The sequence below is a fragment of the Gracilibacillus xinjiangensis genome (genome assembly GCF_042651765.1).
In the GTDB taxonomy this organism is placed as follows: domain Bacteria; phylum Bacillota; class Bacilli; order Bacillales; family Amphibacillaceae; genus Gracilibacillus; species Gracilibacillus xinjiangensis.
Window position 1 is genome coordinate 340817 of sequence record NZ_JBHSDT010000008.1, and the last position, 21755, is coordinate 362571.

At 37.6% G+C, this 21755-nt stretch carries 23 protein-coding genes and 1 other annotated feature; of the genes, 20 read left to right on the top strand and 3 right to left on the bottom strand.

What is annotated here, in order from left to right:
- Nucleotides 1-42 precede the first annotated feature (42 nt).
- On the top strand, nt 43-2700 hold the full coding sequence (locus ACFOY7_RS12885; protein ID WP_390252501.1) for a valine--tRNA ligase: 2658 nt from the start codon (nt 43-45) through the stop codon (nt 2698-2700).
- Between the two features lie 70 nt (nt 2701-2770).
- On the opposite strand, the gene ACFOY7_RS12890 is transcribed toward ACFOY7_RS12885, so the two are convergent.
- Nucleotides 2771-3658 (bottom strand): ATP-grasp domain-containing protein, encoded by an 888-nt coding sequence (locus tag ACFOY7_RS12890; RefSeq protein ID WP_390252502.1) that lies wholly within the window; start codon nt 3656-3658, stop codon nt 2771-2773.
- A 77-nt stretch (nt 3659-3735) separates the two neighbouring features.
- Between ACFOY7_RS12890 and ACFOY7_RS12895 the strand changes: the two genes are divergently transcribed.
- The 19 genes from ACFOY7_RS12895 to pheA all read left to right on the top strand — a co-directional run bounded on the left by ACFOY7_RS12895 (nt 3736) and on the right by pheA (nt 20002).
- Nucleotides 3736-4995 carry a bifunctional folylpolyglutamate synthase/dihydrofolate synthase gene (locus ACFOY7_RS12895; RefSeq protein ID WP_390252503.1) on the top strand — a complete coding sequence of 420 codons (1260 nt, stop codon included), beginning with the start codon at nt 3736-3738 and terminating at the stop codon, nt 4993-4995.
- A 33-nt stretch (nt 4996-5028) separates the two neighbouring features.
- Nucleotides 5029-5778 (top strand): prepilin peptidase, encoded by a 750-nt coding sequence (locus ACFOY7_RS12900; RefSeq protein WP_390252504.1) that lies wholly within the window; start codon nt 5029-5031, stop codon nt 5776-5778.
- A 194-nt stretch (nt 5779-5972) separates the two neighbouring features.
- The gene (locus ACFOY7_RS12905; protein WP_390252505.1) at nt 5973-6821 is read left to right on the top strand and encodes a hypothetical protein; all 849 of its coding nucleotides are present in this window, start codon (nt 5973-5975) and stop codon (nt 6819-6821) included.
- A 169-nt stretch (nt 6822-6990) separates the two neighbouring features.
- The gene (radC, locus tag ACFOY7_RS12910; protein WP_390252506.1) at nt 6991-7680 is read left to right on the top strand and encodes a RadC family protein; all 690 of its coding nucleotides are present in this window, start codon (nt 6991-6993) and stop codon (nt 7678-7680) included.
- Nucleotides 7681-7955: 275 nt separating this feature from the next.
- The gene (locus ACFOY7_RS12915) at nt 7956-8996 is read left to right on the top strand and encodes a rod shape-determining protein (protein ID WP_390252507.1); all 1041 of its coding nucleotides are present in this window, start codon (nt 7956-7958) and stop codon (nt 8994-8996) included.
- Nucleotides 8997-9008: 12 nt separating this feature from the next.
- Nucleotides 9009-9932 carry a rod shape-determining protein MreC gene (gene mreC / locus ACFOY7_RS12920; RefSeq protein WP_390252508.1) on the top strand — a complete coding sequence of 308 codons (924 nt, stop codon included), beginning with the start codon at nt 9009-9011 and terminating at the stop codon, nt 9930-9932.
- On the top strand, nt 9929-10474 hold the full coding sequence (gene mreD, locus ACFOY7_RS12925; protein WP_390252509.1) for a rod shape-determining protein MreD: 546 nt from the start codon (nt 9929-9931) through the stop codon (nt 10472-10474). Before mreC ends, mreD begins: the two co-directional genes overlap by 4 nt.
- 39 nt (nt 10475-10513) lie before the next feature.
- Entirely contained in the window at nt 10514-11197 is a 684-nt protein-coding gene (gene minC / locus ACFOY7_RS12930) for a septum site-determining protein MinC (protein WP_390252510.1), read from the top strand.
- The gene (gene minD, locus ACFOY7_RS12935; protein WP_390252512.1) at nt 11190-11984 is read left to right on the top strand and encodes a septum site-determining protein MinD; all 795 of its coding nucleotides are present in this window, start codon (nt 11190-11192) and stop codon (nt 11982-11984) included. Before minC ends, minD begins: the two co-directional genes overlap by 8 nt.
- A 342-nt stretch (nt 11985-12326) precedes the next feature.
- On the top strand, nt 12327-13100 hold the full coding sequence (locus tag ACFOY7_RS12940; RefSeq protein WP_390252513.1) for a peptidoglycan DD-metalloendopeptidase family protein: 774 nt from the start codon (nt 12327-12329) through the stop codon (nt 13098-13100).
- Nucleotides 13081-13971: a site-2 protease family protein gene (locus ACFOY7_RS12945; protein ID WP_390252515.1), complete on the top strand. Its 891-nt coding sequence runs from the start codon at nt 13081-13083 to the stop codon at nt 13969-13971. The genes ACFOY7_RS12940 and ACFOY7_RS12945 overlap by 20 nt, the downstream gene beginning before the upstream one ends.
- On the top strand, nt 13964-15409 hold the full coding sequence (locus tag ACFOY7_RS12950) for a ribonuclease E/G (RefSeq protein WP_390252516.1): 1446 nt from the start codon (nt 13964-13966) through the stop codon (nt 15407-15409). The genes ACFOY7_RS12945 and ACFOY7_RS12950 overlap by 8 nt, the downstream gene beginning before the upstream one ends.
- Before the next feature lie 38 nt (nt 15410-15447).
- Nucleotides 15448-15522, top strand: a sequence feature (ribosomal protein L21 leader region).
- 13 nt (nt 15523-15535) lie between these two features.
- A complete protein-coding gene (rplU, locus tag ACFOY7_RS12955) occupies nt 15536-15844 on the top strand; it encodes a 50S ribosomal protein L21 (protein WP_390252518.1) in 309 nt (102 codons plus the stop codon).
- Between the two features lie 11 nt (nt 15845-15855).
- Nucleotides 15856-16185, top strand: coding sequence for a ribosomal-processing cysteine protease Prp (locus ACFOY7_RS12960; RefSeq protein WP_390252519.1), 330 nt, complete (start codon nt 15856-15858; stop codon nt 16183-16185).
- 15 nt (nt 16186-16200) lie between these two features.
- A complete protein-coding gene (gene rpmA, locus ACFOY7_RS12965; RefSeq protein ID WP_089740762.1) occupies nt 16201-16479 on the top strand; it encodes a 50S ribosomal protein L27 in 279 nt (92 codons plus the stop codon).
- Between the two features lie 320 nt (nt 16480-16799).
- Nucleotides 16800-17309, top strand: coding sequence for a Spo0B domain-containing protein (locus ACFOY7_RS12970; protein WP_390252520.1), 510 nt, complete (start codon nt 16800-16802; stop codon nt 17307-17309).
- Between the two features lie 18 nt (nt 17310-17327).
- The gene (gene obgE / locus ACFOY7_RS12975) at nt 17328-18608 is read left to right on the top strand and encodes a GTPase ObgE (protein ID WP_390252521.1); all 1281 of its coding nucleotides are present in this window, start codon (nt 17328-17330) and stop codon (nt 18606-18608) included.
- Between the two features lie 38 nt (nt 18609-18646).
- Nucleotides 18647-19099: an ACT domain-containing protein gene (locus tag ACFOY7_RS12980; protein ID WP_390252522.1), complete on the top strand. Its 453-nt coding sequence runs from the start codon at nt 18647-18649 to the stop codon at nt 19097-19099.
- A gap of 18 nt (nt 19100-19117) precedes the next feature.
- Nucleotides 19118-20002, top strand: coding sequence for a prephenate dehydratase (gene pheA, locus ACFOY7_RS12985; RefSeq protein WP_390252523.1), 885 nt, complete (start codon nt 19118-19120; stop codon nt 20000-20002).
- Nucleotides 20003-20020: 18 nt separating this feature from the next.
- On the opposite strand, the gene ACFOY7_RS12990 is transcribed toward pheA, so the two are convergent.
- Nucleotides 20021-20548, bottom strand: coding sequence for a transcription repressor NadR (locus ACFOY7_RS12990; RefSeq protein WP_390252524.1), 528 nt, complete (start codon nt 20546-20548; stop codon nt 20021-20023).
- Nucleotides 20545-21693 carry an IscS subfamily cysteine desulfurase gene (locus ACFOY7_RS12995; RefSeq protein ID WP_390252525.1) on the bottom strand — a complete coding sequence of 383 codons (1149 nt, stop codon included), beginning with the start codon at nt 21691-21693 and terminating at the stop codon, nt 20545-20547. The genes ACFOY7_RS12990 and ACFOY7_RS12995 overlap by 4 nt, the downstream gene beginning before the upstream one ends.
- Nucleotides 21694-21755: the final 62 nt, after the last annotated feature.

The following is a 21755-nucleotide window of genomic DNA, read 5'->3' on the forward strand; positions in this document are numbered from 1 at the left end:
TAGCAAATATGATTCATTATTTCCTAAAGGAGGATTTTAGATATGACAGAAAAAGAACAACATGAAGTTAATTTACCACCCAAATATGACCCGACAGCTGTTGAGAAGGGCCGTTATGATTATTGGGTAAATGGGAAGTTTTTTGAGGCGGAAAGGAATCCGGACAAAGAACCTTTTACGATTGTTATTCCGCCGCCAAACGTAACAGGAAAGCTTCACATTGGTCACGCTTGGGATACAACTTTACAAGACATTGTTACAAGAATTAAACGAATGCAAGGCTATGATGTATTGTACCTGCCAGGTATGGACCATGCGGGTATCGCAACCCAAGCAAAAGTGGAAGAAAAACTCCGCGAGCAAGGAGTTAGCCGTTATGACTTGGGGCGTGAGAAGTTTCTGGAAAAAGCTTGGGACTGGAAAGAAGAATATGCTGGATTCATACGTAAGCAATGGGCTAAGCTCGGTCTTGGCTTGGACTATTCCCGTGAGCGATTTACATTAGATGAAGGTCTGTCAGATGCGGTAAAAGAAGTTTTTGTAACATTATATGAAAAAGGGCTTATTTACCGTGGGGAATATATTATTAACTGGGACCCTGCAACAAAAACTGCTTTATCCGATATTGAAGTAATTTATAAAGATGTGCAAGGACATTTTTATCATATGAAATATCCACTGGCAGATGGATCCGGTCATATTGAAATTGCCACAACCCGTCCTGAAACAATGCTCGGGGATACAGCTGTAGCAGTACACCCGGAAGATGAGCGTTACAAACATTTAATTGGCAAAAAAGTAAAATTGCCAATCGTTGGACGTGAAATTGAAATTGTTGCAGATGATTATGTAGACATGGAATTTGGATCAGGTGCCGTGAAAATCACTCCAGCACACGACCCAAATGACTTTGAGATTGGTAATCGCCATAAATTGGAACGCGTGCTTGTTATGAATGAAGATGGCACAATGAATGAAAATGCAGGGAAATATCAAGGTCTAGACCGTTTTGATTGTCGTAAACAAATTGTGAAAGATCTTCAGGCAGAAGGGATTCTGTTTGAAATTGAAGACCATATGCACTCAGTTGGTCACTCAGAACGTAGCGGAGCAGTAGTGGAACCATATCTATCGACACAATGGTTTGTGAAAATGCAGCCACTTGCAGATAGCGCTGTTGCGATGCAGGAAGGTTCTGGTGAAGAGAAAGTGCATTTTGTTCCAGACCGTTTTGAGAAAACTTATTTACGGTGGATGGAGAACATTCGTGATTGGTGTATTTCGCGTCAATTATGGTGGGGTCACCGGATTCCTGCATGGTATCACAAGGAAACAGGTGAAGTATATGTAGGCAAAGAAGCACCAGAAGACCTCGATAATTGGGAGCAGGACACAGATGTATTGGATACATGGTTCTCCTCAGCATTATGGCCATTCTCCACATTAAACTGGCCAAATACGGAGGATGAAGACTTTAAGCACTTCTTCCCGACAAATGCGCTTGTAACAGGATACGACATTATCTTTTTCTGGGTTGCACGAATGATTTTCCAATCAAAAGAATTTAATAATGAGCGTCCATTTAAAGATGTATTGATTCATGGACTTGTTCGTGATGCGGAAGGCCGCAAAATGAGTAAATCACTTGGTAATGGAGTAGACCCAATGGAAGTGATTGAAAAATATGGAGCTGACTCGTTGCGTTACTTCCTTTCAACAGGTTCCAGCCCTGGTCAGGATTTACGATTCCAATGGGAAAAAGTGGAGTCAACATGGAACTTTGTTAATAAAATTTGGAATGCTTCTCGTTTTGCTTTAATGAATATGAATGGTTTAAAATATGAAGAAATTGATTTGTCAGGCAAAAAATCAGTAGCAGATCACTGGATTCTTACACGTCTAAATGAAACAATTGAACAAGTTACTCGAAATGTTGATAAATATGAATTCGGTGAAGCTGGCCGTTACTTGTACAATTTCATTTGGGATGATTTCTGTGATTGGTATATTGAGATGGCGAAATTGCCATTGTATGGTGAGGATGAAGAAGCAAAATTAACGACACGTTCTGTATTGGCATATGTTTTGGATAATACAATGCGTATGTTGCATCCATTTATGCCGTTTGTTACAGAGGAGATTTGGCAACAGCTTCCGCACGAAGGAGAGTCTATCGTGCTATCAAGCTGGCCAACAGTAAAACAGGAGCTGTCTAACCCGGAAGCTTCTCATGTTATGCAGCAATTCGTGTCGATCATTCGCTCTGTGCGTAATATTCGGGCAGAAGTGGATACCCCATTATCAAAAGAAATTCCCATTCTGATTCAAGCAAGTGATGAGAATGGAAAAGTTCTTTTAGAAGAAAACCGTGTCTATATCGATCGTTTCTGTAACCCTAGTGAGTTGACAATTGATACAAATATTCAAGTGCCTGAGAAAGCAATGTCGGCAGTGGTTACTGGTGCTGAGATCTTCTTACCGCTTGAAGGATTAATTGATGTGGACAAAGAAGTGGCACGACTGGAAGCAGAATTAGAAAAACTGAATAAAGAAGTAGAGCGTGTTGATAAGAAATTATCGAATGAAGGTTTTGTGAAAAAAGCACCAGAGCAGGTAGTGGAAGCTGAAAAAGCGAAACAGCAGGACTATATCGATAAGCGCAAAAAAGTTCAAGCACGTATTGCAGAACTGCAAGGATAAATTCGGATAAGAGAAAAAAGAGGGAAGGTCCAGCTATTGGACTTTTCCCTCTTTTTTTCATATTTTGGGATTACATATTTGTTGCAAGGATATGTTCGAGAATCGGCTCGGCAACATTTACCCCGGTATGCTTCAGAATATTTGCGACATGTGCATTTGTGTTCACTTCACAAATGATTGGCTCTCCATTTTCTCCGAATAATAAATCAACACCACAATAGGTAGCATCAACCGCTTTTGCTGCAGAAACTGCTAATTCTTTTTCTATAAGAGTGGGCACGTATCCCTCTACATTGCTGCCAAGATAGACATTTGCACGAAAGTCGGCATCAGAGCTCCGTTTCAGTCCTGCAACAACTTCATCGCCAACAACGAAAATTCGTATATCCCGACCATAACTTGACTCAACAAATTCCTGAATGACAAAAGGCCGGTCATAAATTGTTTTTAGTTTAGCAATATATTCTTTTTCGTTTTGAATAAGGTATACTTGCTCTCCAAATGATCCAAAACCTTCTTTAATAATAAAAGGATAAGAAAATTCTTCTGCTAATTTCAAAAAAGTCTCCCAATTGATCGTATTGGTATTGGAGAAAATTTTTGGTGCAACAATTGTTTTTGGAATATTTAGCTGATTTTTGGCTAAATGTTGATACATTATCACTTTATTATCACATAACTCGACACTTTGAGCACTATTGTAGACAGGAATATCGAGTAACTCTAATTGACGAGCAAGAGCAATATCTTTATCATGAAAGATAACAAATGAAGGCAACTCCCATCCTTCCATATGCTCGAGAAATACCCCGTTTTTTGTTGCTTTGTAACACAATTGATTATTCGCCACTAATTTAATTTCTATATCTTTTTTGTTTCCTGTTTTCATTATTTGTTTAGGAAACTGCAGAAAAGCATCTGTTGCCAGATGACCATTATAAATAACCCAACCGTTCAAATTGATCTCCCCTTTTCCTTCCTCTCTGTATCATAAAGTAATTAAATAGAAATTTAAACTAAGAAAGTGTGAGAAAAGTGAAATCTTTTGATGAAGTAGAACTATTTTTTGCCTCGAGAAGAAAATTAGGAATCAAGCCAGGTTTAGAAAGACTTGACTATCTGTTAGAAAAAACAGGCCACCCGGAGAAAAAAATAAAAACAATTCATGTTGCTGGAACGAATGGCAAAGGATCGACTATAACCTATATGAAAGAAGTTTTAATCAAGAGTGGGTACAATGTTGGGACATTTGTTTCACCGGGTTTGCCAACAATTAGAAATCATATGATGATCAATCATGAAATTATAACCGAACATTTATTTATTGAGATCTTAAATAATTTATTACCACTAATTAGAGAAATGGATGAGCTGGATATGTCTCCATCCGAGTACGAAATATTAATGGTCATAACATTGCACTATTTCTTAGATAATACAGATATTGCATTAGTGGAAACTTGTATGGGCGGGAAAGATGATGTGACAAATCGAGTAGAGCCAATCGTCACTGTTATTACAACAGTGGATTATGACCATATGGGCTTTCTAGGGGATAGTTTAGCGGAAATAGCTTCACATAAAGCAGGTATTATTAAAAGAAATGTGCCAGTAGTTATTGGTGATCTAGCGGAAGAAGCTCGCAAGGTGGTGCTTGAAAAAGCAAAGACAGAAACGGCATCTGTTTATCAATATAAGAAAGATTATCAGATAAAGGATTGGCAAATGAATCAAGGATCCCAGCAGTTCACATTTTCTTATAAAAGAGATAGTCCTGTTGAAATATCTATGATAGGGGAGCATCAAGTGGATAATGCAGCAAATGCTATGATGGCAGTACAGTTACTGATGGAAAAAGGCTGGTCTATTAATCGGACAGCATTACAGAAAGGCTTTAAGCAAGCAATGATAGATAACCGATTGCAAGTAATAAAATACTCTCCTTTCACTGTAATTGATGGTGCTCATAATGTTGCAAGTATCGAGCGATTAATAGAAACAAGCAGGATATATTGGAATGAGCGAAATATTTTCATCTTATTTAGTGCATTTAGAGATAAAGAAATTAGTAAGATGACTGAATTACTTGAGCAGATTAGTAGCAAGTTAGTTGTGACTACATTTGACCACCCCAGAGCATTGTCAGAAGGAGATTTGACCAATAGCCTTGTTTTCCGGAAGGATTATCAAGCTGCTTATATAGAATTACTACAACAAATGGACCAAGAAGATGTATTGCTGATAACAGGGTCGTTACATTTTGTAGAAAAAGTCAAGGAAATCATAGAAAGATAACAGTTGTTATTGGAGAGGGGGTGAATTTCTTAAATGGATATAATATACTCTGTGTGTATTTTTATGATTGGCTTAGTATTTGGCTCTTTTTTTAATGTGGTTGGTATACGCATACCGGAGAGAACGTTTTTCTCCTTGAACAGATCGAAATGTCTTCATTGTCATCATTCTCTTTCATGGAAAGAATTAATTCCCCTCCTCTCTTTTTCGATTCAGAAAGGAAAATGCAAACATTGTACACAGAAGATATCCCCAATATACCCAATTGTTGAGCTGATTTCAGGGATTGGTTTTTTATTCAGTTATCATGTACTTGGACATTCAGAAGCACTATTAACTGCCCTTCTATTGATAAGTCTGTTTTCTATCATTATGATGACAGATTGGAAGTATATGATTATCCCTAATAAAATTCTGCTATTTTTTCTCCCATTGTTTACCATCAGCATCCTTCTGGATACCCCCGATCATCTCCACTTAAATCTTTTTGGCGCAGCATTCGGTTATGGGGTGATCGCTGTAATTATTCTCGCAAGCAGTGGCGGCATGGGGGCAGGTGATATGAAATTATTAGGATTACTAGGTTTTGTTGTAGGTTTTCCGAAAGTGCTCTCTGTCCTGTTATTAGCAGCTGTTTTTGGATTAATCACTGCTTTCATGCTGTTAATCTTGGGTAAGACGATGAAAAGTACGCCGATTCCTTTCGGCCCCTCTCTAGCATTAGCAGCCTATATCATTTTTATATATGGTGATAGCTGGTTTTATCCTTTCTATTATTGGTGAAATGTTTGAGCATTCTCTTATCTTTCTGACAAAAAAAACGCCATCGTATTTCACTTTTCGGATGAGGGACGGAATTAATGACATTGTTTATCAGATCCTGGCGAAAGTTTTTAATCCCTTGATGACAAAACTCGTCTTACATCTTATTTGTTATATGATAGGGTGATAGAAAAGAGCTGAAATGAGGGATCAAGTTGAAAAACAGTAATAGAATATCTGTTCATATAAATCAAAAAAAACAAGAACCGAAAAAAGACCCTATCGAACATTTGCTGGAAAAAGAAAAGAAGCCAACAAATGAGGAGAAGAGCCAGCCAGTCTACCAGCCCATTCATCGTCCTGTCAAGTCTGGTTTTTGGACAACTTATCGTTCTTTCATTTATGCTGCTTTAACTGCAATTGTTATTGGTACCTTTTTAGGATTTATTATGTTAAAGATATTTGTTGATATGGATCCTGAAGAAGTAAGTCTGGATAATAACCAGCGAGTTAATAGTGTTGTAACTGCATCAGAGGACGTGGACACAGAAGAGAAATCAAACGATAATCCAATTTTTAAAAGTGCTGCACATCAAGCGTTTGTTGTGCAGGCAGGTGTCTTCAGTTCAGAATCTGCCGCAACGCAGCTGCTAAACGAGTTAAAGGGATCCAATATACCTGCAATGATTTGGCAAAGGGATAATCAATTCCACCTATTTGTATCTGTCCATTCAACAAGTGATGCATCGAAGAATTATCTTAAATCGATTACAACAGATATTGAAATGTATGGCGGGAAAGCATGGACAACAGTGCCTGTAGAAATTAGTATTACAGAAAGTGAAAAAAAGTGGTTAGAATCATTTGATACACTATTACCTCAATTGTTCGAAAGTCCCGACATGAAGCTATTAAAAGAATGGTTGACAACGAAACCGGACAATCTCTCCCCAAACTTAACAGCATTTAATGAAAAAATAGAACAAGCCGGCAATAAAGAACAATTAGACATGTTAACCGTTTTGGAAATTTGGTATCAGTATTCCCTGTTGTCTAATAAATAATATAATTATTCTTTTTCTATAAGCAACTTATAGAAGTTCACGTATTTTAGCAGGAAATTGCTGCTGATTTTTACCCAAAGGTTGATGAAAAAAGAAAAATTCGGGATTTGTTGCTTCTTCATTAGTTTCGTAAAATAAAAAGGTACGTTATTTTTGAAGGAGGCCGTATATGAATACAGAAATGGTTAAAATGAAAGAAGTCCCGAAACGTGACAGACCACGAGAAAGGTTGATAGAATTCGGCTCTGACCATTTATCGAATCAGGAATTACTCGCAATACTATTCGGGACAGGAACGAGATATGAAAATGTCTATCAATTAGCTGAGCGTGTGTTAAGACATTTTGAAGGTTTAGGGCAACTGAGAGATGTTACCATTGAAGAATTAATCGGATTAAAAGGGATTGGCCATGCGAAGGGAGTAAACTTATTAGCTGCTATTGAGCTGGGCAAACGAATTCAGCAATACCAGGATAAAGAACGTTATATCATTCGCAGCCCTGATGATGGGGCAAATTATTTAATGGAAGAAATGTGCAAATTGAAACAGGAACATTTTGTTGTTCTATTTCTCAACACCAAAAATCAAGTCATTCATCGCCAAACCATCTTTATGGGGAGTCTTAATGCATCGATTGTCCACCCTCGCGAAATTTTCAGAGAAGCTGTAAAAAGATCCTCTGCATCAATCATTTGTGCACATAATCACCCCTCTGGAGACCCCTCTCCATCACAGGAAGACATCCAAGTGACTAAACGATTGGTAGAAAGTGGAAAGGTGATAGGAATAGAGTTACTTGACCATATTATTATCGGGGACCATCGATTTATTTCATTAAAAGAAAAAGGGTACTTGTGACACTATCTATTTTGTGAAAAATTAAGTATAATTAATTTACAAGCTTAAAACAAACGCCTTGTACAAGAAATTGCTTGTATAAAGGCGTTTATTATTGTACGTTACCAATATATAGGTATATAGTAGAATAAAGACACAAAATTAATATAGCGGAGTTTTTAAAAATTTTGCCTATATTATAATGATAGAAGGTTAATTCTTGATTGACTGACGATTAAAGCATAAAATTAAGCTTGACTAAACATTATTAAATTAGCTTGAGAGGAAGAAAAAGATTGGCATTATTTAATTTTTCGCAAGATTTGGGGATAGATCTAGGAACTGCAAATACCCTTGTATTTATTAAAGGGAAAGGTGTTGTTGTAAGAGAACCTTCTGTTGTTGCTATAAATAAATCAACAGGTGATATAGAAGCTGTAGGCGGTGACGCTAGAAATATGATTGGTCGTACACCAGGAAATATTGCTGTTATACGTCCAATGAAAGATGGCGTTATTGCTGACTATGATACAACTGCTGCAATGATGAAATATTACATCAAGTTAGCACAAAAAAATCGTTCATCATTTGCTAAGAAGCCAAATGTAATGGTATGTGTTCCATCAGGTATTACAATGGTGGAAGAACGAGCTGTAATTGATGCGACTAAACAAGCTGGGGCTAAGGATGCCTTTCCAATTGCAGAACCTTTTGCAGCGGCAATTGGGGCAGGACTGCCAGTTTGGGAACCAACAGGAAGTATGATTGTTGATATCGGTGGGGGAACAACAGAGGTTGCAGTTATCTCACTAGGCGGTATCGTTACAAGTAAATCAATCCGTACTGCCGGTGACGACATGGATGATGCGATTATCCAATATGTAAAACGTAAGTATAACTTAATGATTGGTGAAAGATCTGCCGAATCAATAAAAATGGATATTGGTTCAGCGAAAGTACCAACTGAAGTTGATGAAATGGATATTAGAGGTAGAGATTTATTAACAGGTTTACCAAAAACAATTACGATAACATCGGAAGAAATCGCTTATGCATTAAAAGACACGGTTGATGCAATCGTAGAATCTGTAAAAAACACGTTAGAATTAACACCGCCGGAACTATCTGCAGATGTGATGGATAGAGGGATTGTATTATCAGGTGGTGGTGCACTCTTAAAAGGACTGGATGAAGTAATAAGTGATGAAACGAAGATGCCTACATTTGTTGCTGAGGAACCATTAGATAGTGTAGCAATTGGGACAGGGAAGTCACTAGAATATATTGAGCAATTCCGCGCACAATCTAAAAACTCTACTAACCGTTTTACAGATTAAGCAGGTGTTCCCATGTTTTTATTTAAGAAAAAGCATATGTTTATTTTTCTTATTGTTCTTATGATTTTAGTAGGGATAATAGGTTTTTCATTAAGAGAACGCAGCAATTTAACACTGGTCGAAGATTTTATTCATGACAGTGTTGGTTGGGTGCAACAGTTAGTAAATGAACCGATTAATTGGACCACAACATTTTTTTCCAATGTAAATGAGATTAAAAATGTCTATTCAGAGAATCAGGAATTGAAGTCCCAATTAGAAGAAATCCGTCAATTGGAATACGAAAATCAGGAACTATCTAAGGAATTAGAGGAATTACAAGCAATAGTAGGAAAGACAGAAACAGATTTTCTGCAAAATTTCAACGCGATTCAGGCATCAGTAGTTGCCAGAAGTAAAGACAATTGGTTTAAACAAATTACGATAAACAAAGGCACACAGGATGGTGTACTGCCAAATATGGCGGTAATAACAGGGGAGGGTATGATTGGTAAAGTGCAAACAAGTTCACCCTTTACCTCAACTGTCTTACTGTTAAATGGTTTTGATCGATCCAATCGTATCTCTGTCAATGTTGATCAAGAGGATACTGCGACAGATATGTCGGGATTTATCGTAGGTTATGATGAACAAACCGATCTGTTATTACTGGAATTGAATGAAAATAACGATAATTTACAGGCAGGGCAATATGTGTTTTCATCAGGGCTAGGTGGAGTTTTTCCGAAAGGGTTGGAAATAGGTGAAGTGACTGAAGTAACGGAAGGTCGCTATTCTTTGACAAAGGTTGCCTATGTTAAACCCGCAGCTGATTTAGAATCTGTCCACCATGTTATGGTGATTGACCGTGGGATGATAACGACTGAAGAAGCAGATAGATTAGCTAGAGAAGCTGAAGAAGAAGCGGAAAGTGCTGAAGAGGTGGATGAGTCATGAGTCGTATCATCCCCTTTTTACTGGCATGTATATGTTTGTTTCTCATCATACTGGAAGGTGCTTTAGCAAATATTTTAGTTAAACTGTCTTTTATTCCAGCAGAGTGGCAGATTGTATCTCATTTTTTATTGTTATTTGTGATTTATATTACGATATTCTTTGACCGTCAAAGCACATATTACAGTTTCTTGTTCGCTGTCCTTTTTGGATTATTAGTTGATATTCTCTATACACCCATTTTAGGGATTTACTTATTCGCCTATGCTGCAGCCATTTACATTGTAAGAAATTTCATGAAATGGTTACATGCTAACTTCTATGTGACAGTTTTAATGATGATAGTTGGAGTTTTTACTGCAGACATCTTGGCCTATTTTCTTTATAATATAATTCAAATGCATAATATGGGTTGGAATGAGTATTTGCTTGATAGGTTATTACCTACAATTTCCTGGAATGTAATTGTTGGAATTGTCTTCTTTCCGATGTTATATAAACTATTAAAAAAGTGGCAATTTATTAAGTTTCAGCATACGGATTGATATATGCACCATGAAGATAGATTAAGGGGTTGAAGTATTGTGGCAGCAAATCGTTGTATCACTATAAAAGGAACGCGTGATGGTTTAACGCTTTTTATGGATGATACCTGTACATTCGATGATCTATTAAAGGAATTAGAGAGTGTTCTATCAATGAACTATATAGCTGAGAATGAACAACCGATCCGGATAAGAGTTGAGCTTGGGAATCGATATATATCGGATCAGCAGGAGAGTAAGTTAAAGGATATTTTCTCCAATCAACAAAACTTCATCGTTGATCAGATTGTATCAAACGTTATTTTAAAACAGACAGCTCTGGAATGGAGAGATGATACAGCGATCAAATTACATAATAAAATAATACGCTCAGGTCAAGTGCTTAAGGTTGTAGGCGATCTATTATTAATTGGTGATGTGAATCCTGGCGGAAAAGTGATTGCAACTGGAAATATATATGTTTTGGGACACCTTAGAGGAATCGCCCACGCCGGTAGTGACGGCAATATGGCATCAGTTATTGCCGCCTCTTTTATGAGTCCAAGTCAGCTGAGAATTGCCGATACTATTAGTCGTTCACCAGATTATGAAAATGATGGCGGAATGATGGAATGCGGATTTGTTGACAAATCCAGTGGACAAATTGTGATGGATCGTATAAGTGCTTTGGCTAGGACACGTTCAGATTTAAGTGTTTTTGAGAGGAGGATTATGAATGGGTGAAGCGATTGTTATCACGTCAGGAAAAGGTGGGGTAGGTAAGACAACTACTACTGCTAATTTAGGTACATCGTTAGCATTACTAGATAAGAAAGTGTGTTTAATAGACACAGATATTGGTCTTCGAAATTTGGATGTTGTAATGGGGCTGGAAAATCGAATCATCTACGATATTATTGATGTGGTAGAGAAACGATGCAAAGTATCCCAGGCTTTAATTAAAGACAAACGATTTGATTGCTTATACTTATTACCTGCGGCACAAACTAGTGATAAGACTGCATTAACTCCAGAAGGTATGGTAGAAATTATTACAGAACTGAAAGCAGAGTATGATTATATTTTGATCGATTGTCCGGCAGGCATTGAACAAGGGTTTAAAAACGCTATTTCAGGTGCTGACAAGGCGCTTGTTGTCACAACACCAGAGAAATCAAGTGTACGGGATGCTGATCGTATTATCGGCTTGTTGGAGCAGGAAGATATAGAACCACCAAACTTAATCATTAACCGAATCCGTAACCATATGATGAAGAATGGTGATATGCTGGATATTGATGAAATCATTCAAATTCTTTCGATAGATTTGATTGGAATCGTAGCGGATGATGATGAGGTAATTAAAGCAACTAATCATGGAGAACCGATTGCCTTTCATCCGAATACTAAAGCATCCATTTCCTATCGTAATATTGCTAGAAGGATATTAGGAGAATCTGTACCGCTTCAGTCGTTAGATCAGAAAGTAACTTTTATAGATAAACTGAAAAAAGTATTTGGAAAGAGTTAATAAACAATTACAAGAGGCTGGGACAAAAGTAGTTTGTCCTTACGATAATCCGGACGATTCTGTCCGGATTTTTTGCTTTCTGGAAAGGTATCTATCTTCCTCGGCTTCATGCCAGGTTACCGTTTTGGAAGAGAGACTTTGAGCTAGCATTATCTATATGAGTATATTAATGAGTGATATACTTGAATATTTATTGTTCGGTTTTTAAATTCATCCTTTTTTGGCAGGTAGAAGAGCAGCACTTTATTTTCCGGTTCATCATACGATCAATCATTTAATTAATCATATTCACTAAATGCCTATCATACAATATTTACAAACTCGATAAAGGATTGTGAGGATATGAAAAAAAATAACTTATCATCGATTCGGAATAATATTAACCGTCGGAAACAAGAGAAGAAGAAAGTTACCAGCAGTTATAAAAGAAGCAGTCCAACTGAATTTTCAAGGAGGATTAATCTCGAAGACGAAGAGAGACATGGTTTTTATCCTTCCATACCAAGTTCCGATGGGAAATCTGATAATCATCCCATAGTTTTTCGATCATTTTTAGTGAGAAGTGTCCTTGCTGTATTTCTTTTCTTTATCTGTGCAATCTCCATAACATCTGAATCAAGCTGGTTAGAGAAACCGAAAGAATGGACAAGCTATGCATTAAAAGAAGAATTTCCTTTTGCATCTGTAAATGCATGGTATCAGGCAAAGTTTGGGGCACCATTTGCATTAGAGACAAGTGTAACAGAAGGGGAACAACTTGATGTATTGCCTGCATTCGGACAGATTAATCAATCATTTCAGGAAAATGGACAAGGCATTCTGATTACAGCAGAGGAGGAAACAGAAGTGGCAGCAGTGGATGCTGGGACGGTCTTATTTGCTGGCAATGACCAGAAGACAGGAAAGACAGTAATTATTCAGCATGCCGATCGAAGCAAGACTATTTACGGTTTCTTATCAGATATTGAAGTTCATTCCTATCAATCAGTTAAAGCAAATCAAATCATTGGATCATACCAGCCATCGGAAGCAAACCAGGCAATCTATTTTGCTGTGGAAAAGAATCAGCAATACATTGATCCAATTCAGGTGATTCATGTCAATGAGCAACCATAACTATTTGCCTCCAATCCATATCCATCCAATTGTCTTTTTCTTTATCGCAGTATCAGTTTTAACAGGTATGTTTGTTGACCTTATCATCATTTTTTTTATCGTGTTTTTTCATGAGATGGGTCATTATTATTTCGCAAGGAAATTCAATTGGAAAGTAAAGCACATTTATTTATGGATATTTGGTGGAGTAATGGAAACAGAAGATAATGGTACAAGATCAATGAAAGAAGAATGGATCGTAACAATCGCTGGACCGATGCAGCATTTGTTTTTATTCTTCTTTTTTTATTTTATTGGGTATATCGGTTGGTTACCTGAATCAACCATCAATATGGCCATGCAATATAATACATTTATTTTGCTAGGAAATTTACTGCCGATTTTCCCATTGGATGGTGGGCGGATGCTGCAGCTGATCTGTGATAGCTTGTTTCCTTTTCATATGGCGCATTCTTTAACAATTATTCTATCAGTTGTATCAATTGCTGCATTTTTAGTCTGCGCATTTTTGATAGGAACCTCCTCACTAAGTTTATGCTTGCTTTTTGTTTTTTTATTTTGGGAAAATCGTTTAGAATGGAAACGCAGGCACTATCGGTGGTGGAAGTTTATTCTTTACCGCAATAGTGAAGCAAGCAGTTATAAGAAACAATCCATTTTAAAAGTGGACATGGATCAGCGTATTATTGATATATTTTATCAGTTTTACCGCAATCGGTATCATGTCATTCGGGTGACTGGGAATTATAACAGAGACCATCCTTTCTTTATAACAGAATCGGAATGTATTCAAGCGTTTTTTACGAAGAAGATTCATCATCTGACGGTTGGTGATATCGCAAAAATGGAAGAAGAGGTAACTTATGTGTAGGTTAATATTTCAAACCAGATTAACAGAAAAAATTGGTCTCTATACGGAAGAGAACCAGGTGAAAGATATTCAATTAGATCGTATAACTAGTCATGCACGGGTTGGCTCGATCTATTTAGGAAAAGTGAGGAACATTGATCGATCAATTGAGGCTGCCTTTATTGAAATAGATAAAAATGTAGTTGGATTCTTGTCAAAAAAAGAATATCCCTTCAATAGCGAACTGGGATCAAAGCTGACAGAGGGCTCTTCTATCATTGTGCAGGTGATAAAAGAGGCATATCAGGACAAAGGCCCCAGATTAACGGCAAATATCACTTATGCTGGTGCCAGTATGGTTTATTTACCTTACAGCGGTTATCTTGCATTCTCCAAGAAGCTAACAGAAGATGACCGGATTAAGATGGAATCACTCTTAAAACATCGGTTAACAGTGCAAGAAGGGCTGATTATCCGAACGAAAAGTGTTGATATGGCAGAGGATGAATTATTAGAACAGCTGGAACAGTTGCGAAAAACGCATGTGAATCTGTTAGAGTTCTCTAAAAATAAAAAAGCTCCTTGTAGATTACAAACAGTTAATCAAGTACCGGATCAAATGTTAAACCAGTACCAGAGTCTCCCATTAACTGAGATAATTTTTGATCAAAAGCAAATAATGAAACAGATGCAACAGAAATTCCCTGATCTTGCTGATAAGATGTTGTACAAACAATCGGTTTCTTTACCTGGCGACAAATCAATTGATCAAATTTTAGAAGAAGCTGTACAGCCAACCGTTCGAACAAAAGACGGGATTGTATTAACGATTGAGCAGACAGAAGGCTTAACAGTGATTGATATTGACAGCAGCCAGTATCAGAGCAGACAGAATAGACGATCAACCCTTTATCATATTAATCAAAAGTCGATAAGGCCGATTGCAACAGAAATTCGCAAACGTAATATATCTGGCATTATATTAATTGATTTTTTAAAAATGAAAAATAGAGAGGAACAACAGCATATTTTGCAATTGCTGCGAAAAGAGTTAGCCTGTGATCCTATTCGAACAGAAGTATATGGCTTTACGAAGCTGGGACTTGCGGAAATGACGAGAAAACGAGAACATGTCGGTATTTTGCAGTTATTGACAGACAAATCCTCAACTATTGGCTATAAGAAAACCATAGAATCATTTGCTTATCAGTTTGAAAGAGAATTGCTGGCATGGAATGGTACAAAAACAGAGGCTGTCATTGTAGCATGCTCGCCTGAATTTCATCATTTCATTCAACAATATATTCTCCGGAACATTGCCGATCTTGTTACAATAGATGTTTATCAGTTTATTGATAGCAATACTTCCAACTATCATATTGTGAGAAGTGGCAGCGGGGAACTTGTACAAGAATATATTGATCAAAAGAAGGAATGGAACATTGACAAAGTGCTATGAAATATGGTATGATCGATTCGTTGTTTATGTAGCACCCGTTGCTGCTGCAACCGCGCAGAACAGGTTATGAAAGCTTTAATAAAGCTGCCTGTATGGCGAGTCTGAGTATTAGAGGAGGTGCATATTGTGTACGCGATTATTGAAACTGGTGGAAAACAAGTGAAAGTAGAAGAGGGTCAAGTGATTTACGTAGAGAAACTAGCTGCTGAAGCTGGTGAATCAGTAACATTTGATAAAGTACTTGTAGTTGGTGGAGATGAGGCTAAGTTTGGTGTTCCATACGTAGATGGAGCTACTGTTACTGCGAAAGTAGAAAAACAAGGCCGTCAGAAGAAAGTCACTGTATTCAAGTACAAGCCAAAGAAAAACTATTCACGCAAACAAGGTCACCGTCAACCATATACAAAATTGACGATTGAAAAAATCAATGCATAAGGGTTTCTCTTATGATTGAAGTGATTATTGAGCGTAAGCAAAGTGCAATAAAATCCTTTACCGTTACAGGACATGCAGGAAGCGGACCTTACGGGCATGATTTAGTTTGTGCCGCCGTATCTGCGGTTTCCTTCGGTGCTGTAAATGCGGTATTACAATTATGTGAAATAGATATTTCGATTGATCAAGCCGGTGATGATGGCGGTTATTTGAAAATTTCCCTTCCTGATGATATTAATGATGAGAAAGCCTCTATATTATTAGAAGGAATGGTTGTTTCATTACAAACCATTGAGCGGGATTATGGTCAGTTTATATCAATCACTGATGCTATTAAATAAGGAGGTGCAACGATTATGTTACGTCTAGATTTACAATTCTTCGCGTCTAAAAAAGGTGTAGGTAGTACAAAAAACGGTCGTGACTCTGAGTCTAAACGTTTAGGTGCTAAACGTGCAGACGGTCAATTCGTTTCTGGTGGTTCTATCCTTTACCGTCAACGCGGAACTAAAATTTACCCAGGTGAAAACGTAGGTCGTGGTGGAGATGACACACTATATGCTAAAACTGATGGTGTTGTTAAATTCGAACGCTACGGACGCGATCGCAAAAAGGTAAGTGTATATCCTGCATAAGGATTCGATAAGACTCTAACCGTATTAGGTTAGAGTCTTTTTCATTAATCACACATAGATTTTCTCGCACATGGAACGAATGCAGAATAGGAGCTGTTTGATCATCTCCCAAGTTCATTCATCATGCAGGGGTTGATGAATTAAAAGTGGTGTCTGCTCTCGCAGGTTAAAATTATCCCCAAGCCAAGCCCTCTTTCCATCTTATTATCCATTCGTTTAAAATAGTATCACAGCAATAAAAACATCCGTACACCACTTATCGCATTTCAAGCACAATTATGCTATAATTTTCTTATTATGCTTTAGAGGTGAACGTGGGTATGGAAGATAGAGAGGTTATCGAACTATTGCGTCATTATCGTCATGATAATCTGAATGATTTGCAGCTTGTCATGGGATACTTACAATTAGGGAAACCAGAAAAAGCACAATCAAAGATAAATGAGATTATTGAAAAAGCTAATCGCGAAAGACAGTTAGATCGGTTACAAATCCCGAAAACGATGCTGTGGATTTACAAGAAAAATTGGTTTTCAGAGAATGTATCATTAGATTATCATATAGATATGGATGATCGGACTGTTTCATTATCTGATGACCTTCTTAAACAGCGATTGGAAAGGATTTTTGCGGATTTATCTGCCTTTCGGAAAGAATTTGAACACTATCATGCTGTTTTAGTTATTCAAAATGGACCACAACTGCAATTATCCATTGAAGGAGAATGGATGAATCAGGGTACATTAATAGAAAAGCTCAGAGATAATAAGTATTTGGATAATGTTCAAGTAAGGGAAGACAAGCAATTACAATTAAAATGGACAGAATAAATGAAGTAGGTGATTCGAATGTTTGTCGATCAGGTCAAAGTTTATGTAAAAGCAGGAGATGGGGGCAATGGGAGTGTTGCCTTTCGTCGTGAAATATATGTACCAATGGGTGGTCCTGCAGGTGGCGATGGTGGAAATGGTGGAGATATCATTTTTGAAGTTGATGAAGGATTAAATACATTAATGGATTTCCGCTACCAAAGGCATTTTAAAGCAAACCGCGGTGAAAATGGAATGGGTAAAGGAATGCATGGAAAGAATGCAGAACCATTAGTTCTCGCTGTTCCTCCAGGTACTACAGTGAAGGATGTTAACACAGAGGAAGTTTTGGCAGATTTAGTTGAACACAAGCAACGAGCAGTTATTGCAAAAGGTGGCCGTGGCGGCCGAGGGAATATCCGTTTTGCCACAGCAAGAAATCCTGCACCGGAAATTGCAGAAAATGGTGAACCTGGTGTAGAACGAGATATTCAAATTGAATTGAAGCTGATTGCAGATGTTGGATTAGTTGGATTCCCTAGTGTTGGAAAATCCACCTTATTATCTGTAGTGAGTGCGGCAAGGCCAAAAATTGCTGATTATCACTTTACCACGTTATCCCCGAACTTAGGAGTTGTCGATACACAAGACCAAAGAAGTTTTGTTTTGGCAGACTTACCTGGTTTAATAGAAGGGGCACATGAAGGTGTCGGTTTAGGGCATCAATTCTTGCGCCATGTGGAAAGAACACGTGTCATCTTACATGTGCTGGATATGGCTGGAACAGAGGGTCGCGATCCTTACGATGATTTTATTACAATTAATAAAGAACTCGAGCAATATGATCCAACAATATTAGAACGTCCGCAAATCATTGCAGCGAATAAAATGGATCTGCCGGAAGCAGAGGAACAATTAGCCTTCTTTAAGGAACAGCTAGAAGAAGACTATCCGATTTTCCCCATTTCAACAGTAACAAGGGAAGGGATTCGTGACTTATTATTTGCTGTTGCGAATAAATTAGATGAGATACCGAAAAATTACAAACCGATTGAAGAAAAAGAGGATCGAGTAGTATACCGTTACGAAAAACAGGCAAAAGCCTTTAAGATTACAAGAGATCCTGATGGTGCATTTGTATTATCGGGAGAGCAAATCGAAAAATTACTGAAAATGACTGACTTAACCCGAGATGAATCTATTCAGCGTTTTTCACGTCAATTGCGCGGAATGGGTGTCGATGAGGCATTGCGTGAACGAGGCGCTGAAGATGGTGACACGGTAAGATTGCTTGATTTTGAATTCGAGTTTATGGAGTAATTATCCTTATGCTCATACAAACAAAGGGGAATGAATGAATGCCTGGAAAGAATGAAAAGTTCTACTTGGTACGTGAGGATTTCTTACCAGACGGAATGAAGAAAACAATAGAGGCAAAAAAATTGCTGGAAGGCAAAAAAGTAGACTCCATCCATGAAGCAACGAAAAAGGTCGGTTTATCACGGAGTGTTTTTTATAAATATCGTGATGCCGTATTTCCTTTTCAACACATGGTAAAAGAGCAAATGCTCACATTATTCTTTCATCTTGAAGACCAGACAGGTGCATTGTCCCATTTGTTATCAATGGTAGCAAGTGCTGGATGCAATATTTTAACGATCCATCAAACAATTCCAATTCAAGGGAAGGCAAATGTTACGTTGTCATTGAACACAACAGGTATGACAGAAGAGATCGATGAATTGATCCATCAGTTAAAACAAGTTTCCTATGTGAATCAGGTTGAAATATTAAGTTCGGGTGTGTCTTAAATAGGGGGAGCAAATTTCATGTCAGAAACAATAGGATATCTAGGGCCAAAAGGTACATTTACAAAAATAGCAGTAGATTCCATGTTTAATGGTGAAGTGAAAAAAGGTTATAAAAATATTCCGGAGTGCATTGATGCAGTACAAAATAAAGAAATCGACTATGCAGTTGTTCCATTAGAAAATACGATTGAGGGAACAGTCAATATTACGTTAGATTATATAATACAAGCAAAAGATGTCAAAATTGTCAGTGAAGTAATTGTCCCCATTCGCCAGCATTTAATGGTGCATTCGAGCAATGCAGCACAGCCATTAGATAAGTTAAGCATCATTTATTCACACCCTCATGCGATTGCTCAATGCCATGCTTACCTGCGAAATGAGCTGCCAAATGTTAAAGCAAATTCCATGGCATCAACAGCAGCTGCAGCAGAATATGTTAGTAAACATCCTGAGGAAAATGTTGCGGCCATTGCGAACCATTTAGCAGCAAAAGAATATGACTTATCTATTGTAGAAAAAGATATTCATGACTTTGATAATAACCATACTAGATTTGTTGTATTACACAAAGAGAATGCAGCATTAACGTCAAATAAACTAGAGGAAAAAGGTTATAAAACGACAATAACAGTGTCACTGCCTTCGGATCGCCCTGGTGCTCTGCATCAAGTGTTATCTGCATTTGCCTGGCGTAACTTAAATCTGTCTAAAATAGAATCCCGTCCGATGAAAACAGGGTTAGGGAACTATTATTTTTTAATTGATATAGAGCAGAAGTTAGATGAAGTATTGATACCAAATGCTATTGCGGAAATGGAATCATTGGGGTGCTCTGTAGAAATTTTAGGCAGTTATCCTTATTATTTGCATAGTGGGAATGGTGTAACGCTTGCGATATAAATTCGCAAGCGTTTTTCCTTATTTAAATAGATAACCTTTTTGTTTTAATGCCTCAAAAGCTTTATCTAATTTCCATTCCTGATCTGCTGAAATGGTATGGTTATGTACACCGTCAGTAAGCTCTAATAAATATGGTGCATTTTTTTGTTCGACCTTTTCAATAAATGAATCTACTTCCGTACGATTGCTTACCATGATCGATGCTTTTAAATCACCGTAGACTGGATGTTCAATCATCACATCTTTTACCATTGCGCCATTGTCAACGATCGTATATAATTCATCTTTTGTTTCCTCCCGGTGATGGCGGCATGCAATCACCCTCTCAAACGGTTGTGCTGCTTGTTGCTGCATAAATAAATAGCCGCTGCTTGTTGCAATAATAGGGTGGTTTTGTGCTTTTAATAAGGTAATATCCTGAACAATTACCTGCCGGCTAACATTGGCCTTCTCAGCCAGTTCACCACCAGTTATTGGCTTCTTTGCTTGTTGCAGCCAGCCGATGATGGCTTCTCGTCTGTCATTACCAATTAATTTCTTTGTCATTGGGCTACTTGTTCCTCCTTTATTCGCCTGAAAATTCTTGCTGATATATCAAGCACTTGATCAAGGTCATGCTTTGTTGTCAAATGGCTGAATGAAAACCGAATGTACCGTTTGCCATCAGCTTTATTTGTTAAAAATGGGTTGATCGCCCGTGGTATTTGCTGTTGTCCGAGACTGCATGCACTTCCTGTTGATATGGCTACACCATAACGATTGTATTCTAACAAAATGTAATCACCTTGTGTTGTTTCTGTTAAACAGCCAATAATACTTGGACAGCCATTGTCTGAATTTAATACAGGAGCGAGAGGGATTTGCTGTTTCTGCAACTGTTCAACGAAATACTTCTTTAGTGCTGTCAGATGTTCTGAATGTGTAGCTAGCTCTTTACTCATATAATCAGCAGCATACGCAAATGCAGCTGCACCAGCAACATCCACAGTTCCTGGACGAATTCCCTTTTCATGATTCATAGGGATAGGGTGTGCTGTTAATGGAATGGCAGGATGTAAATATATTGCACCAATCCCTTTAGGCCCAAATAATTTGTGGCTGGATATCGTGATTGCATCAATAGGAGTTTTCTCCAGGTCAATCTTTATTTTACCAAATGATTGGACACAATCGCTATGAAAATATATCTTTCGTTCATGTAAAAGCTGACTGATTTGTTCAATTGGCTGGATAACACCAGTTTCCCCGTTAACATGCTGGATAGAAACAAGACATGTATCTGGTCGAATACTTGCTTTCAATTCCTCTAAATCAATTTGTCCATCTCTTTTTCCATCTAGAAACGTAACCTCAATTAAACCGGCTCTATCCAAATGCTGCAAATGATAATAGACAGAACTATGCTCCATAATTGTGGAAATTACATGCTTCTTTCCAGTACACGACCTTAGCAATGTATCAATTGCCAGTAAATTTCCCTCTGTTCCGCCACTTGTAAAATAGACCGCGTCACTGGATGTCTTTAATGTTTCCGCTAACAGCTTTCGCGCATTTTCTAATATACTTGCTGCATTTGAGCCTACATCATGTAAACTGCTGGCATTTCCATAATGGTTTCTCGCCACTTCTTGGTAGATAGATAAAGCATCTTCCATTACTGGTGTAGTCGCAGCATAATCGCAATAGATCATTGTCAAGCTCCTTTATAGAAAAAATACTTGCCTTTTCCTCTATTATATGTAAATATATCTGT

What these genes read in the sequence shown, in the direction of transcription:
- mreC (WP_390252508.1), top strand. Translation starts at nt 9,009, where the DNA reads ATGTTTTTATTTAAGAAAAAGCATATGTTTATTTTTCTTATTGTTCTT.
- ACFOY7_RS12950 (WP_390252516.1), top strand. Translation starts at nt 13,964, where the DNA reads ATGTGTAGGTTAATATTTCAAACCAGATTAACAGAAAAAATTGGTCTC.
- ACFOY7_RS12885 (WP_390252501.1), top strand. Translation starts at nt 43, where the DNA reads ATGACAGAAAAAGAACAACATGAAGTTAATTTACCACCCAAATATGAC.
- obgE (WP_390252521.1), top strand. Translation starts at nt 17,328, where the DNA reads ATGTTTGTCGATCAGGTCAAAGTTTATGTAAAAGCAGGAGATGGGGGC.
- minD (WP_390252512.1), top strand. Translation starts at nt 11,190, where the DNA reads ATGGGTGAAGCGATTGTTATCACGTCAGGAAAAGGTGGGGTAGGTAAG.
- ACFOY7_RS12980 (WP_390252522.1), top strand. Translation starts at nt 18,647, where the DNA reads ATGCCTGGAAAGAATGAAAAGTTCTACTTGGTACGTGAGGATTTCTTA.
- rpmA (WP_089740762.1), top strand. Translation starts at nt 16,201, where the DNA reads ATGTTACGTCTAGATTTACAATTCTTCGCGTCTAAAAAAGGTGTAGGT.
- radC (WP_390252506.1), top strand. Translation starts at nt 6,991, where the DNA reads ATGAATACAGAAATGGTTAAAATGAAAGAAGTCCCGAAACGTGACAGA.
- ACFOY7_RS12970 (WP_390252520.1), top strand. Translation starts at nt 16,800, where the DNA reads ATGGAAGATAGAGAGGTTATCGAACTATTGCGTCATTATCGTCATGAT.
- ACFOY7_RS12940 (WP_390252513.1), top strand. Translation starts at nt 12,327, where the DNA reads ATGAAAAAAAATAACTTATCATCGATTCGGAATAATATTAACCGTCGG.
- ACFOY7_RS12990 (WP_390252524.1), bottom strand. Translation starts at nt 20,548, where the DNA reads ATGACAAAGAAATTAATTGGTAATGACAGACGAGAAGCCATCATCGGC.
- mreD (WP_390252509.1), top strand. Translation starts at nt 9,929, where the DNA reads ATGAGTCGTATCATCCCCTTTTTACTGGCATGTATATGTTTGTTTCTC.
- pheA (WP_390252523.1), top strand. Translation starts at nt 19,118, where the DNA reads ATGTCAGAAACAATAGGATATCTAGGGCCAAAAGGTACATTTACAAAA.
- ACFOY7_RS12945 (WP_390252515.1), top strand. Translation starts at nt 13,081, where the DNA reads ATGTCAATGAGCAACCATAACTATTTGCCTCCAATCCATATCCATCCA.
- ACFOY7_RS12900 (WP_390252504.1), top strand. Translation starts at nt 5,029, where the DNA reads ATGGATATAATATACTCTGTGTGTATTTTTATGATTGGCTTAGTATTT.
- ACFOY7_RS12995 (WP_390252525.1), bottom strand. Translation starts at nt 21,693, where the DNA reads ATGATCTATTGCGATTATGCTGCGACTACACCAGTAATGGAAGATGCT.
- ACFOY7_RS12960 (WP_390252519.1), top strand. Translation starts at nt 15,856, where the DNA reads ATGATTGAAGTGATTATTGAGCGTAAGCAAAGTGCAATAAAATCCTTT.